Origin of the sequence: Brevibacterium mcbrellneri ATCC 49030, from assembly GCF_000178455.1 — a bacterium.
GTDB classification, from domain to species: domain Bacteria; phylum Actinomycetota; class Actinomycetes; order Actinomycetales; family Brevibacteriaceae; genus Brevibacterium; species Brevibacterium mcbrellneri.
Genome location: NZ_ADNU01000015.1, coordinates 1 through 13923, shown reverse-complemented (window position 1 = coordinate 13923; position 13923 = coordinate 1). Strand labels below are relative to the sequence as shown.

15 protein-coding genes are annotated in these 13923 nt (G+C 58.7%); 7 read left to right on the top strand and 8 right to left on the bottom strand.

Annotated features, from left to right (window positions below):
- The 3 genes from HMPREF0183_RS02050 to HMPREF0183_RS02040 form a co-directional block, all read left to right on the top strand.
- On the top strand, positions 1 to 1177 hold a 1177-nt coding region (locus HMPREF0183_RS02050), incomplete at its 5' end, for a heavy metal translocating P-type ATPase (RefSeq protein ID WP_005882311.1).
- Positions 1178 to 1188: 11 nt separating this feature from the next.
- Entirely contained in the window at positions 1189 to 1524 is a 336-nt protein-coding gene (locus tag HMPREF0183_RS02045) for a metal-sensitive transcriptional regulator (protein WP_229577523.1), read from the top strand.
- Between the two features lie 186 nt (positions 1525 to 1710).
- Positions 1711 to 2334, top strand: coding sequence for a CueP family metal-binding protein (locus HMPREF0183_RS02040; RefSeq protein ID WP_005882308.1), 624 nt, complete (start codon positions 1711 to 1713; stop codon positions 2332 to 2334).
- A 158-nt stretch (positions 2335 to 2492) separates the two neighbouring features.
- Here HMPREF0183_RS02040 and HMPREF0183_RS02035 read toward each other — a convergent pair whose 3' ends face one another.
- The 3 genes from HMPREF0183_RS02035 to HMPREF0183_RS02025 are packed head-to-tail and all read right to left on the bottom strand — an operon-like array spanning position 2493 to position 4923.
- Positions 2493 to 3374 (bottom strand): TrmH family RNA methyltransferase, encoded by an 882-nt coding sequence (locus HMPREF0183_RS02035; RefSeq protein ID WP_005882304.1) that lies wholly within the window; start codon positions 3372 to 3374, stop codon positions 2493 to 2495.
- The gene (locus HMPREF0183_RS02030; protein WP_005882302.1) at positions 3371 to 4144 is read right to left on the bottom strand and encodes a sulfite exporter TauE/SafE family protein; all 774 of its coding nucleotides are present in this window, start codon (positions 4142 to 4144) and stop codon (positions 3371 to 3373) included. Before HMPREF0183_RS02030 ends, HMPREF0183_RS02035 begins: the two co-directional genes overlap by 4 nt.
- Complete coding sequence (locus HMPREF0183_RS02025) at positions 4141 to 4923, bottom strand: ABC transporter ATP-binding protein (RefSeq protein ID WP_005882300.1); 783 nt, start codon at positions 4921 to 4923, stop codon at positions 4141 to 4143. Before HMPREF0183_RS02025 ends, HMPREF0183_RS02030 begins: the two co-directional genes overlap by 4 nt.
- A 34-nt stretch (positions 4924 to 4957) precedes the next feature.
- Here HMPREF0183_RS02025 and HMPREF0183_RS02020 point away from each other — a divergent pair, with 34 nt between their 5' ends.
- Both HMPREF0183_RS02020 and serB read left to right on the top strand, forming a co-directional pair.
- Positions 4958 to 5707: a hypothetical protein gene (locus tag HMPREF0183_RS02020; protein WP_005882298.1), complete on the top strand. Its 750-nt coding sequence runs from the start codon at positions 4958 to 4960 to the stop codon at positions 5705 to 5707.
- A 4-nt stretch (positions 5708 to 5711) separates the two neighbouring features.
- Entirely contained in the window at positions 5712 to 6485 is a 774-nt protein-coding gene (serB, locus tag HMPREF0183_RS02015; RefSeq protein ID WP_005882296.1) for a phosphoserine phosphatase SerB, read from the top strand.
- Positions 6486 to 6532: 47 nt separating this feature from the next.
- On the opposite strand, the gene HMPREF0183_RS02010 is transcribed toward serB, so the two are convergent.
- From HMPREF0183_RS02010 to fabG, 3 genes are all read right to left on the bottom strand, one after another.
- Positions 6533 to 7018 (bottom strand): SixA phosphatase family protein, encoded by a 486-nt coding sequence (locus HMPREF0183_RS02010; RefSeq protein WP_005882295.1) that lies wholly within the window; start codon positions 7016 to 7018, stop codon positions 6533 to 6535.
- Positions 7019 to 7086: 68 nt separating this feature from the next.
- Positions 7087 to 7845, bottom strand: coding sequence for an enoyl-ACP reductase FabI (gene fabI / locus HMPREF0183_RS02005; protein ID WP_005882293.1), 759 nt, complete (start codon positions 7843 to 7845; stop codon positions 7087 to 7089).
- A 21-nt stretch (positions 7846 to 7866) separates the two neighbouring features.
- Positions 7867 to 8571: a 3-oxoacyl-ACP reductase FabG gene (fabG, locus tag HMPREF0183_RS02000; RefSeq protein ID WP_005882291.1), complete on the bottom strand. Its 705-nt coding sequence runs from the start codon at positions 8569 to 8571 to the stop codon at positions 7867 to 7869.
- Between the two features lie 130 nt (positions 8572 to 8701).
- On the opposite strand from fabG, the gene HMPREF0183_RS11985 reads away from it, so the two are divergent.
- Together HMPREF0183_RS11985 and HMPREF0183_RS01985 are read left to right on the top strand one after the other, a co-directional pair.
- On the top strand, positions 8702 to 9094 hold the full coding sequence (locus tag HMPREF0183_RS11985) for a DUF3099 domain-containing protein (protein WP_005882288.1): 393 nt from the start codon (positions 8702 to 8704) through the stop codon (positions 9092 to 9094).
- A gap of 205 nt (positions 9095 to 9299) precedes the next feature.
- Entirely contained in the window at positions 9300 to 10217 is a 918-nt protein-coding gene (locus HMPREF0183_RS01985; RefSeq protein WP_005882286.1) for an SURF1 family cytochrome oxidase biogenesis protein, read from the top strand.
- A gap of 56 nt (positions 10218 to 10273) precedes the next feature.
- Here the strand turns inward: HMPREF0183_RS01985 and HMPREF0183_RS01980 are convergent, their stop codons facing one another.
- Both HMPREF0183_RS01980 and HMPREF0183_RS01975 read right to left on the bottom strand, forming a co-directional pair.
- The gene (locus tag HMPREF0183_RS01980; RefSeq protein ID WP_005882284.1) at positions 10274 to 12499 is read right to left on the bottom strand and encodes an HNH endonuclease signature motif containing protein; all 2226 of its coding nucleotides are present in this window, start codon (positions 12497 to 12499) and stop codon (positions 10274 to 10276) included.
- A gap of 767 nt (positions 12500 to 13266) precedes the next feature.
- Positions 13267 to 13923: ATP-binding cassette domain-containing protein (locus HMPREF0183_RS01975; protein WP_005882282.1), on the bottom strand; the 657-nt coding region annotated here is incomplete at its 5' end.

Here is a 13923-nt window from a genome sequence, read left to right as displayed (position 1 = left end):
CACTGCCGTCGCCTGGACCCTCTTCGGGCTGCCCAACGATGCCGTCATCCGCACCATCACCGTGCTCGTCATCGCCTGCCCGCACGCGCTCGGTCTGGCGATCCCGCTGGTCGTGTCCATCGCCACCGAGCGCGCCGCCCGCGGCGGCGTCCTGGTCAAGGACCGCCTCGCGCTGGAGTCCATGCGCCAGGTCGACGCAGTGCTCTTCGACAAGACCGGCACCCTGACCAAGGGCGAGCCCACCGTCACCGGCGTCGAGCCGATCGCCGGCCTGGACGCCGAGCAGGTACTCGCCCTAGCCGCTGCCGCCGAGGCCAACAGCGAGCACCCGCTCGCCCAGGCCATCGTCGCTGCCGCCAAAGACAAGAGCCTGACCGTCGAACCAGCCAGTGGATTCTCGTCCTCGCCGGCAGTGGGGGTCACCGCGACCGTGGTCGGCCAGGAGATCCGCGTCGGAGGCCCCCGACTGCTCGAGGAGACCGGGCAGCACGAGATCGACGCCGCCGAGGAGTGGCGAGCCGCGGGCGCGATCATCCTGCACGTCCTACGCGACAATACTGTGATCGGCGGGCTCAAGCTTGCCGACGAGGTCCGGCCAGAGTCCCGCGACGCCGTCGACGCGCTTCATGAGCTCGGCGTCGAGGTCGTCATGATCACCGGCGACGCCGAGGCCGTGGCGAACGAGGTGGGAAGAGAGCTCGGCATCGACCGGGTCTTCGCCGGCGTCCGCCCCGAGGACAAGTCCGCCAAGGTCGACCAGCTGCAAAAGGAAGGCAAGAAGGTCGCCATGGTTGGTGACGGCGTCAACGACGCTCCGGCGCTGGCGCAGTCCGACATTGGTATCGCCATCGGCGCGGGCACCGACGTCGCCATCGCCTCAGCAGGGGTCATCCTCGCCAGTTCCGACCCGCGCAGCGTGCTCTCGGTTATCCAACTCTCCCGTGCCGCATACCGTAAAATGAAGCAGAACCTGTGGTGGGCTGCCGGGTACAACCTGCTCTCTGTGCCGCTCGCGGCCGGTGTGCTCGCACCCGTCGGCTTTGTCATGCCGATGTCGGTTGGCGCGATCCTGATGTCGATCTCCACCGTCGTCGTCGCCCTCAACGCCCAGTTGTTGCGTCGCATCGACCTCACCCCAGATGCAAGCACTCGTTCCGTCCTGGAGCGTCAGAAATGAAGGACACAATCATGACTACCGACACGGCCACCAATGACACCGGCGGCGACACCGAGACCCACCAGCACGGCTACATCAGCGACAAGGCCCGCTACCGCAGCCGCATGAAGCGCATCGAAGGCCAGGCGCGCGGCATCGCGAAGATGATCGATGACGAGAAGTACTGCATCGACATCCTCACTCAGGTCTCCGCGCTCACCCGGGCACTTCAGGGGGTCGCGACCGGCCTGCTCGATGACCACCTCAAGCACTGCGTGCTCGACGCCGCCAAGCAAGGCGATGAGGACGCGGCCATCGCCAAGATCCAGGAAGCCTCCGATGCCATCAACCGACTCGTGCGCTCCTGACACCATCTGATTTCGGTTGACACCAGACGCCTCCCAGGCTGTTACACCCCAGACTAAGACTATGCTTTCGACGTCTCCGGGCTGGCGTGGACTGCCCCTCGTCTGGCCCTCGGCCCCCGACGAAATCGGGCCGCCTGAGGTCGAATCGGTCGATATGAACATTTTCACCTGAGAAAAGAGTTGGCCATGCCCCTTGCCATTGTTACTCCGATCCACCCCTCCAGGAGCCGCCTGAGACTCTGCGCGACCATGACCGCGCTGGCGACCAGCGCCGTCCTCCTGCTCAGCGGCTGTGCTGATGCGGAACCGTCCGTCGACGCAGGGTCCGATCACTCATTGGTGGCCGAGCACGATCTGGACGGCCTGAATGCACGGGACGTCATCAAGCGCCTCGACACAGCGAAGGTGTCAGATCGCTCGTCTGAACTCATTGCTTCGATTGAACCCGAACAGTTGGTCCTGACCGACGATCAGAACAGGCAGACCACTCTGCCGATGCCAAAGGACGAATTTTACGTCTCTATCGCTCCCTATCGCGGGCAGACTCACGAATGCTACTTCCACAGCCTCACAACTTGTCGCGGCGAGCTCGCCAATACTGACGTCGACGTTACCGTGGTCGAGGCGACGTCTGGGAGGACCATCCTCGATGAAACGCTGAGGACTTACGACAACGGATTCGTGGGGATCTGGCTGCCACGCGGAATTGACGCGTCGCTCACAGTCTCAGCCGAAGGCCGCACCGCAAAGCAGGATATATCGACCCGCGCAGATGACCCCACTTGCTTGACCGGATTTCAATTGACTTAATGCTCGGACTCCAAGCTCACCACCAGAGTGCCGGCTTCAGTACAGTCCGTCGGCAGCACTGCATCAGGGCAAAGGCCCTAGTGGCGCAGATCACACTCGCCACAACGATATTCGCGCCGGTGAAAACGGACTGACTCGACCACCTCTGGACAGTCACGCTACCTCTTGTGGCGCAACCTCGTCGCATAGAGCGCGATTGCCGAGGCCGCCGCGACGTTTAACGAGTCAACTCCGCCCATCATCGGGATCGTGACTCTTCTGTCGAGCCGCTGCTCAGTCGCTTGAGTCAGCCCAGGACCCTCGGAGCCGAAGACGAGAGCGAGCTTCTCATAATCTTCAGCGACCAGCTCGTCCAAAGTGATCGCGCCCTCGCCTAGAGTCATGCCCGCAACGACGAACCCTGCATCCTGGAAGGTGTCGATGCTCTCTGGCCAAGGATCGATTCTTGTCCACGGAACTTGGAACACGGTTCCCATGGATACCCGGATGGCGCGGCGGTAGAGCGGGTCGGCGCAACGGGGAGTCACAAGGACGGCGTCCGCTCCCAAGGCTGCTACGGAACGGAAGATCGCGCCCACGTTCGTGTGGTCCACCAAGTCTTCGATGATGACAACGACCGAGGTGTCCCTCACCACCTCGGCGACGCTGGGAAGGTGGGGACGCTGGGTACTTGCCAAAGCACCTCGGTGGAGGCGAAAACCGGCGACCTTTTCTAGATCAGCTTCGCTTCCCACGTAGATGGGGACGTCGTGGTGGGCGATCACTGGGGCCAGCGGTTCGAGCCAGTGGGCGTTGAGGAAGAAGGAGCGGAACTTCATGCCGGCGTCGTGGGCACGTTGAATGATCTTGGATGACTCGGAGATGAACAGCCCATTTTCTGGTTCGAGCTTCTTGCGCAGTTCCACATCGGTCAGCTGCGTGTAGTCCTCAGGCGGGGGCACATGTGCCAGGTGTTGCACGCGGGCTGGGTCGATGCCGTGCTTTTCACACAGAGCCTCAATGTCTGCGGGACCCAGGTCGGCTTTTTTGGGTGTGTTCATGCGTGGATTCCCAGGATGCGCACAAACGCCACGATGCCCAGAATGACAATCACTGCGCGCAGAGCGGTGGGATTGAGTTTTCGGCCAACACGGGCGCCCACGTAACCGCCTATGAGCGAACCGGCTGCAATGAGCACCACGGCCATCCACGAGATCTTGTTGAATCCTATAACCGTGTAAGCGGCTGCTGACACGATGTTCACGAAGAGCACTAGAACGTTTTTGTACCCGTTGATCTTTTGAAGTGGCTCATCGAGGACAATGCCAAGAAGACCGATGAGAATGATGCCCTGAGCTGCCGCAAAGTACCCGCCATAGATGGCTGTGAAGAACAGGATGCAGTACACGGCGACTGTGCTGTTTGTCAGGGCCGTGGCATCGCGGGCTTTCAGGTACTTCTGCAGTCGTGGTTGCACCACCACCATGACGAGAGCGATCACGATGAGCACCGGAACAATCAGTTCAAAGGACTTAGCTGGCAGAACCACCAATAGCGTTGCGCCAACGAGCGAACCTGCCATCGAAGCGGGTATCCAGCGTTTGAGTCTGTCGCCGGAGCCACGAAGGTCTTCACGGTATCCGAAGGACGATGCGATGTTTCCCGGGATGAGCCCAAGCGCGTTACTCATGGTCGCGGCTTGGGGTGGCACGCCAAAAGCCACGAGCGCGGGAAAGGTAATCAGAGTTCCGGAGCCCACCACCGCGTTGATGGTGCCAGCGGCCAGCCCCGCTAAGAAGATTAGCGCGCTGGTGAGAAGATCAAATGTCACTGTGCGTGAGCGTGGAAGCGTCCACCTACTGTGGTGAGTTTGATGTCAGAGCCGAATGTCTCAGAGAGATTTTCTGATGTCAGGGTCTCTTCCAAGGGCCCGGCCACTGTCACTTTTCCGTCGCGCAGAAGCAGTGCGTGAGTGGTGCCTTTTGGAATCTCTTCCACGTGGTGAGTGACCATGAGGGTGGTGGGGGCGTATTTCCCACCGAGGATTTCAAAAAGAGCCTGAAGTAGATCTTCACGTCCACCCAGGTCGAGTCCCGAAGCTGGTTCGTCGAGGAGCAGAATTTCCGGATCGGTCATGAGTGACCGGGCAATCTGTACTCGTTTGCGTTCACCTTCAGACAGGGAACCGAATGCGCGGTCTTTAAAGTCGCCGATACCAAAAACGTTGAGGAGGTCGTGGGCCCGCTCTTCGTCGATCTGTTCGTACTTTTCTGTCCAGCGACCAACGACCCCATAAGCGGCGGTCATCACGGCGTCGAAGGCGGTTTCACTGCGTGGTAGGCGGTCAGCAAGCGCCGACGAGGCGTAACCGATGCGCGGGCGGAGCTCAAATACGTCGACTCGGCCAAGCTGTTCGCCCAGAATTTTGACGGTTCCACTGGTTGGGTGCATGCGCCCGGCAGCGATTTCCAACAGGGTGGTTTTACCGGCGCCGTTTGGGCCTAAAATCACCCAGTGCTGCCCTTCAGATACTGAGAGGCTAAGTCCATCCAGCAGGTGGTGGGCGCCACGGCGAACAACAACATCTTCTAAGCTCAGCACTTCGCTCATATGTTAAACACTACCCCACGGGTAATCTGTGCGTGTGCACAATCAGCGAGTTTTCCACACTGTTCATGTCGCCACCGCCCTTAACGCGTGTGTTGAGCGGACTTTACCGCCCGATTCGGTTGTCACAATCTTCCAGGACGCCGGGTTTGAGGTTCCGTTTATCAACGAAGATGCGGTGCTTGACGAGTCACGTACTGGACTGTTGCTGTGGGCTGCTGCGGCCAGGGAGCGTGGTTTTGATCGGTTTCGTGCGGTCTTGGTTCACCCGGCGCTTGCGCTGACGGTTCCGCAGGTGGCTAGGGAGCACAGTCGCGTGGTTGCCCAAGCGCCCGCTGTGATTGTCGCCGAGGTGGCTGGTGAGTCCCGTGCCGTACTGGTGGTTCACGCGGAGGGCAATGTTGATGTGTTTCCGTGTGCGCACGTTCCGTTTGCTCCTTTGGGGATGCGTTCCGTGCCCGAGGCGGTGCGTCATTTACGCGACGTGGTGATGCAGGGTTTGTCTCTTGTTGAGCGTGGGATTGCCGATGAGTTCCGGAATCTTCCGTGGAGAGACTGGCAAGAGGAGTTTGCTGGTGAGCACCGGCGGGCGGGGTCGTTCTTCGTGGATTCCACGGTTGAAGCTGCGTGTTTTTCAGCTGTTGATATTCACTGTGCGTTGCGCCCGGTTTTGGCTCCGCTTGCTGTTGAGCCTCAGGAGTTGGGGTCGCTTCTGGCTCAGCTCCACGCGGCTGCTCACGACGTGGTGACCACGACCACGCGGGAAAGTGCCGCACCGATACGATGAAGCTATGCAACGGGTATGTATTTTCGACTCTGGCCAGGTGCGTCACGACGTTTTTGACACTGATGATCTTCCGCCGGTTCTGGCCGATTTGCGCTCAGAGAATGACGATGTTCAGGTCTTGCCTCCGGAGGTGAGTCTCGCACCGCCTGAGCTCGTGGTCATGGATGTGGATTCCACGTTGATCAATGAGGAAGTGATTGATCTTCTGGCAGCTCACGCAGGTGTTGAGAACCAGGTTGTAGCGATTACGGAGCGGGCGATGGCCGGTGAGTTGGACTTCGAGGAGTCCTTGCGTGAACGCGTGGCCTTACTTGAGGGGATCCCTGTAAGTGCCCTTGCCGAGGTCGCTGACCAGGTGACGCTGACACCGGGCGTTCCTGAGTGGGTTGAGGCGTTGCACGAGGTGGATTGCCACGTGGCTGTTGTATCCGGAGGCTTTATTGACATTGTTCAGCCACTTGCTGACGGGGTTGGCATCGACGATGCGTTTGCCAACCAGTTGGAGTCCTCCGGCGGGGTTCTCACGGGGCAGGTGACTGGACCGGTGGTTGACCGGGCGTTTAAGGCCCAGACGCTTGCGGAGTTGGCGGGGCGTGTGGGGGCCACGCGCACTCTTGCGGTTGGCGATGGTGCTAACGACCTCGACATGGTTGAACTGGCAAGTTGCGGGATTGCTTTTTGTGCAAAACCGGCTTTGGCTGAGAAGGCCGACTTGGTTATTCGTCACAGGGATATGCGCCAACTGGTCGAGATCTTCTGCACGCCTTATGTGCGTTGAGGACTTGCGTAGGGCCTGTTAGAGGTCTGCGTGAGTTCCGTGGCGTTCTAGTTTCCGAAGTAGCGCACGGTTGGTTCTGGGAATGAGTCAACGTCCCAGCTCGGTAGCTGGAAGACTGCCACGGACGACGGCTTAAACTTCTTGAGACTTACACCGCCCACGCGTTCGACTGTTTCCCACACGATTGGGTTGTGGCCAACGATGTATGCGCCAGGCACATTTTCGGGGATCGCGTTGATGGTGTCTAACCAGGTCTGCACGGTGGCGTCGTAAAGAGCCGGTTCAAACTGTAGTTCGACCTGTTTGAAATCGGGGCGACCGCGGTATGCGTCATTGAGCGCGTCAACAACTGCTTGTCCAGTTTGGGTGGTTCGTTTAGCTGGTGACGACACAAGGTGAGTCAGTGCGAACTGGGACAGAAAGCGCCCGGCAAGCGCCGCCTCGGCCTCCCCTTCTTCAGTGAGATGACGGTCAAAGTCCGGCATAGGGTCATGAGTTGCGTGCGCGTGACGAGCTAAAACAAGAGTGGGCATACCTACCAGTGTAGATATGCCCACTCAAAAGTGCAGGTGCTTGCGCGGTGATATTTAAGCGCTGGCGCTTATGCGCCTGTGGAGTGCAGACCGCCGTCGACGTGCACCATTTCGCCGGTGGTGGCGGGGAACCAATCGGAGAGAAGAGCGACGATTGCTTTTCCGGCTGGTTCAGTGTCGGTCTGGTCCCATCCGAGTGGAGCGCGGTCGCCCCAGACGTCTTCAAAAGCTTCGAAGCCGGGGATGGACTTAGCGGCTGTGGTCTTAAGTGGACCGGCGGACACCAGGTTGACACGAATCTTGTCTGGTCCCATGTATTTGGCCAGGTAGCGCGAGGTGGATTCCATGGCCGCCTTTGCAACACCCATCCAGTCGTATGCTGGCCATGCGACGGTCGCGTCGAATGTGAGGCCCACGATTCCAGCGCCTGGGTTGAGCACGCTCTTGGCTGCGACCGCGATCGACTTGAGCGAGTAGGCGGACACGTGGATTGCGGTGGACACCGATTCGAATGGAGTGTCGAGGAACACGCCACCCAGAGCGTCCTTTGGTGCGAACGCGATTGCGTGCACGATTCCGTCAATGTTTCCGCCCAGGCGTTCCGGCAGTGCCGCCAGGTCTTCTTCGCTGGTGGCGTCGAGTTCAATAACCGGGGCTGGTTTGGGTAGGCGTTCGGCGATGATCGTGGTGATCTTCATCTGACGGCCGAAGCTGGACAGAATGACTTCTGCACCCTGCTCTTGTGCGAGACGTGCGGCAGCGAACGCGATTGACGATTCTGTGAGCACACCGGTAACGAGGATGCGCTTTCCTTCAAGAATTCCCATGTTGACCTTTCTGCTTTTTCTTTAGTGTCCCATTCCCAAACCGCCGTCAACGGGAATGACAGCACCGGAAATATAGCTTGCGTCATCGGAAGCAACCCAGCTGACAACTTTGGCTACTTCTTGAGGTTCAGCAAAACGCTTGGCGGGAACGGCTTGCAAATACTCTTTTTGTTTGGCTTCAGGGAGTTCGTCCGTCATGTCGGTGCGGATGAAGCCGGGGGCTACTACGTTGGCGGTGATTCCGCGTGATCCGACTTCGCGGGTGATGGAGCGGGCCAGACCCACCAGGCCTGCCTTTGACGACGAATAGTTTGCTTGGCCTGCAACACCGTAGAGCCCGGATACCGACGAGATCAGAATGATGCGTCCCCACTTGGCGCGGATCAGGTTCGTGATGCCGCGACGGACTGTGCGGTACACGCCGGTCAGGTTGGTGTTGATGACGTCTTCAAATTCTTCGTCGCTCATGCGCATGAGCAGGTTGTCGCGGGTGATTCCGGCGTTTGCGACGATGATTTCAACTGGTCCCAGTTCGTTTTCCACCGTGGTGTAGGCCGCGTCGAGTGAGGCGGAATCGGTGACGTCTGCGGCGACTGCTAGCGCGCCTTCTGGGGCGTCTCCGTTGCGTGAGGTGACAGCGACGCGGTCGCCTTGTGCGATGAATTGTTCGGCGATTGTGCGTCCGATCCCGCGGTTACCGCCGGTGACGAGTACTGTACGTGGCACTGAGGCTCCTGGACATAGATGAGATTGCGGACAGTTTCTTTCCTAACTTATCAACGATTGGTCTCACCTCGGAGCGTTTCTCTAGTTCGGGGAGTAGACTTGCGTAGCGAACTGAGCGCAGGAGGTGTGAGTGAGCAAGGAACAGACTGTTCGTGTCACCGATGCTCAGCACTCCCACGAAGCCGAGTCGAACGGGCGTATGCGTCAGTACACGGTGCTTATGGCGATCCGTTTGACGTGCTTTTTCGTTGCGGCGCTTACGTCTGGGTGGGTGCGCTGGACCGCGGCTGCGGGGGCGATTGTTCTTCCGTGGGTTGCGGTGACTATTGCTAACACGGTGCGACGTCATTTCTACACGGATAAGGATGAAATTGCTGGCGCTCCGACACCGCAGGCATTGGATGATGAGCCTGCCGAGGACGTGGAGGATGAAGAGCCTGACGTCGTTATTGGTGAGGTCGTGGGGGTTCTGGAGAGTCCGCGGGAGTCACAGCGTAGCCGGGACGAGGAGACTGACGCGTGACCGAGCTTGTCTGTTCAGCTAAGGCGTGTCGGGCAGTAGCGGTGCACGCTTTGTTGTGGAATAACCCTTCGATTCACGTTGCCTCGCGCACTAAGGTGTGGTTGGCGTGTGATGAGCACCGTGATTTTTTGAGCGAGTTTCTGTCGTTGCGTGGGTTTTTACGGTCCGTGGTTTCGGTAGACGAGATTCCGGAGGGTGCGGGCTGATGTTGCGCAACTATTCGTTTGTGGCGTCGTCTGCGTGGATTCGGTATATCGTGTTGGCGCTTGTTGCGGCGACGCTGTGTGCGTTTCTTGCGATGTGGCAGAACGACCGTCGGCAGCAGCGTGACGCGGAGATTGCCACGATTGAGTCCAACTACAACGCGTCTCCGGTGGACTTTGCCGATGCGGTGGAAGGCACCTCGGCGGAGTTAAGGCATGAGGACGAGTGGACCAAGGTTGAGGTGCGGGGCCGGTATGAGCCGCAACTGACAGTGTTGGCGCGTAATCGCACGGTGAATAATCAGCCCGGGTTCTATGTGATTGTGCCGTTTACCACGTCTTCTGGGAGCCAGGTTTTGGTGAATCGGGGGTGGGTGCCAGCCCCGTCGACTGGCGCTGCGAGTCCGGATCAGGTGCCACAGCCGCCTTCTGGTGAGACGACGGTGACTGGGTGGCTTCGACCGACCGAGGACGGTAGTAAGGACAACAATCCGGATGGCATTATTCGTGCGATTGATACGGAGCGGGTGCCGGGGTTGAGCGATCCATATGAGCATGTGTTTGTGCAGATGGGTGCGGAGGATCCGGCTGGTGAGGAGGGATTGTCTCCTTTGCCTGCGCCGTCGCTGGATCCGGGGTCGCATTTGTCGTATACGTTTCAGTGGATCACGTTTGGGGTCATGATTCTCATTGCGATTGTGTTCACGATCGTGCGTGAGAAGAAGACGCGTGAGTCGTCTCAGGATAAGCCGACGACGTATGTGGTTGTGGATAAGGACGCGTTGAAGCACGGGTCTGCGTCTGGGACTCGGTATGGGACGAGTTTGCACCGCACGCGTGACAGCGCGACCAGGCGTGCGCGCCGTTCGGTGAGGGACGAAGAAGCCGAGGACGCCGAACTGAACCAGCAAGGACTCTAGTAAGGACTCTGGGTCACGTAACCTCAGCTCAGACCAGCCACCATCGGGTTGGCTTACTAAAACGGTGGTGGTTCTTCGCTGGGTTCCCATGGGCGGGTGTCACCGTTGAACACCTCCCCTGGACTGTGAGTTGCTTCAGTTTCAGTGCTGCGTGCGGTTTGGTGTTCTGTTGCTTGGTATTGGTTGATGGTGTGGCTGATGTCTTGGTCGCCGGTGTCGAAGTACTCGAGTAACCGTTCGTACTGGAGTTGGTTAATCCGTGATTCTGGTGGGTAGACCAGCATGGCACCAATCCGTGGGAACACCCGCGCCAGGGAACCGTCATCCATCTTGTCGACGCGGAGTCGTTTCTGGGTTTTCTCCTGATGATGCCGCTTACACAACGGATGCAAATTCTCCATCACTGTGAGCCCACCATTTTCAGGGTCCTGGTGGTTGAACGGTTCGATATGGTCTTTCTCGCACACTCTGGCAGGTGTAGCACACCAGGGGACACTGCAATCAGGGTGCCTGGCTTCGACCATGCGTTTCAGGGCTGGTGGGATGTAATACTTCGTCGGTGTGGATTCGAGGACTACCCCGGTTTGTGGGTCGGTGAACATCCGGTACGCCCACTTCGCCTGCGCGATCAGCTCATCAGCGGTCTTTGCGTCTAATGGCACCCGGTTATTCATCATCACCGGAACCCGCGCATCTGGGTCCACCTTGATCGGCAACCCGTAATCAAGCTCACGACCCGCTCCCACAGGCGCACCTGCCCCCAAGGGCTCACCGACACTCACGCGTTCCGCGGTGTTCAAGAACTCTTCCGGGTTTAAGGTTTCTTCACTACCCGGTGGCGCATCAGTCTCTGGTGGCACACCTGTCCCTTGGTTTCCGGGTCCAGATCTGTCTGGCCCGGGGTCTTTTCCGAATCTTCGTCTCTCAGGTCTTTGTTCCTCGGGTCTTCTCTCCGTGCTTGGTGGGGGTAGGTGCGTGAGGAAGTGCAGGACCGGGATGGTGACGGTGATACCGGCTTGGGCTTTGAGCCATTCTTCTTTTTCAGGCATGGATACGCACAACTCAAGCTCGTACACGTTTTCCGCCTGCCTGGCTTCACGTTTCTCAGCCCACACAGAACCGTCCGCATCACCCGAACCAGGGCCACCCGCATCGCTACGGGTATCCGTTCCGGGACCGCCCGCTTCGAATGCACCATCGGATTCCGCACCAGGAACACCTGGGTCGAAGGTGTCTTTGGTGTTGGTGACTGTGATGGGGGCGTGTTTACCCGTCGGGACCACGCGGACACGCAACGTGGTTGAAGGTTTCGCCCCGGTAATCAAATCCAGGGTGAGTTGGTCGATGAGCCGGTCATCATCAACCTCAACCCGACCCAGGTCCCCTACACGCACTTCAGTCGTGTCACCATTGCCCTCGGTAATGAACAGGGCTTGTTGTTCATCCGTCAACCTGACAGAAAACGCTTCTATGTGGATTGCCAGGATAGCCCTGGCAGTTCCACGCACACGCTGATAAAACGCTTCCATCTCCAACACAGGACCAGTCAGCGACCATGTGGCTGTACCGTCATCATTCACCCAGTACGACACTCCCCGGTTACGCCGAGCGTTCTCCACCCGGGTTTCAGGAGTCATAAGCATCGCGAGGATTTCATTGACGTGCCGCCTGTAGGTTTTCCAGGGCACGTCCACACGCTTGTTGGTGAGCATGTCATCAAACACCGGGATACACACCCCAGCACGACCCACCCTGCCAACCGTATACAAAACCCTGTCAAACCCGATCACACCAGCCTTAGCCAGTGACCACAACTTGGGCATGAGCACGACCGCTGTCATGATCTTCCGCACCCGGGTTACCAGCTGGGATCGTGTGCAATCCAACAGTTTCGCCAACACCCCTTCAGTCGGGGTTGGCAACTCATCTGCCACCCGTTCAACACTGGCAACCGTGGCCACCTCACCCGACGGTAACGCTACGCACGCCACCACATCATCCACACCAACAGACCCAAAAGCGGACGGGCCTGCGTTTGAACTCGAAGTTGTGCCGTTTGTGACGAGTGGGCCAGCACCAGGATTAGAGGTAAACACCGCGTGTAGGCCATGAGTGAAGTCATCTAGCGGGGTGATGTGGGCGCTGATGACTGCTGCTACGGCTTCTGCTTGTTTCACCTGTGCTTCGTCCATGATGCGTGTGGTGTTTTTGACTGTTTCGAACAGTTCCACGGCAGGCCCGTCGTGCAGGTCGTTACGCGTGTGGGTGTGTGTTGTGGTCATGTGGGTTCACCTCCTTGTGTACCCCTATTCTATTTGCGTTCGAATGCGTAAGTCAAGTGTTTTGTTCATTTTATTTCTATTTATGTTCGAACAAGTGTTCAGTCGCACACACACGAAAACAGGAACTTCCTGAGCGGACATAACAGTGCTGAAAAAGAGAAAGCGCGGACGCTTACAAGCGCACGTCAAAGAACAACCTCGGAAGCGAAAGCAGGGGACTGATCTAAGCGAGACAACCCCTGTCGAGCGACGAAACGGCGCAAAGCGAACAAGACTGCGCAATATATATAACGCGCCGTTTCGCTCGCTTTGCGCCACCTGGACTGAGACATAACACGAAAAGTGACTAAGAGACCCTGCCAGCACCCCGGGAAGCAGGCCTGCCGCTACCCCAACCGAAGAAAGCCTGCCACCTCGCCAGGCCACTCCTACCTCGGCAGGCTAGCTAGTCGCACCTGCGCCGAGGACCCCGACCTCAGCGGTAAGCAACACTTCCGCGAACGGAAGGCACCCGCGAACTCCACAGATGCAACGGCGAAGGCAAGTCCTGCGGCAGCAAGCTCAAAGAGCTCGATTCGAGCAACTGATGGCGCTAAACCAGCAACACCGTCATACAGGCCGAAACTGTTTACAACACACCTCGGGTAGCTGGCCGTCATGCTACTCAGACAGCTACTTGCGAACCAACGCCACCACGCTAAGTAAGACGGGCGCCCAACCGAACAAAACCGGCCGGAGCCCCAGCAACCCCAGCGCCACCCCGACTCCTATGCCAGCGACACCAAATCCAAATACGAGTCGTTCCAGTGGTCCTCGTCGCCATCAGGCAACAACAACACACGGTCCGGATCCAGCGCTTGCACAGCGCCTTCGTCGTGAGTCACCAGAATGATCGCGCCCTCGTAGCGCCGAATCGCTGACAGAATCTCCTCACGGCTGGCCGGGTCCAGGTTGTTCGTGGGCTCATCCAACAGCAACACGTTTGCCGACGACACCACCAACGTCGCCAGCGCCAACCGTGTTTTCTCACCACCGGACAGCACCTTGGCGGGTTTGTTCACCTCATCGCCACTGAACAAGAACGATCCCAGCACCGTGCGCACTTGCGTGTCATCGAGATCCGGCGCGTTACTCCGCATGTTTTCCAGCACGGTGCGGTCAAGATCAAGCGTCTCGTGCTCCTGCGCGTAGTAGCCAAGTTTCAGCCCGTGCCCAGCCTTTACTTCCCCAGTATCCGGTGCTTCCAAACCAGCCAGAATCTTCAGCAGCGTAGTCTTACCCGCACCGTTAAACCCCAGAATCACAACCCGCGAACCGCGGTCAATCGCCAAGTCCACGTCCATGAAGACTTCGGTCGACCCATACGACTTCGACAATCCCGAACCTGTCAACGGCACCTTTCCGCACGCAGCCGGCGTAGGGAA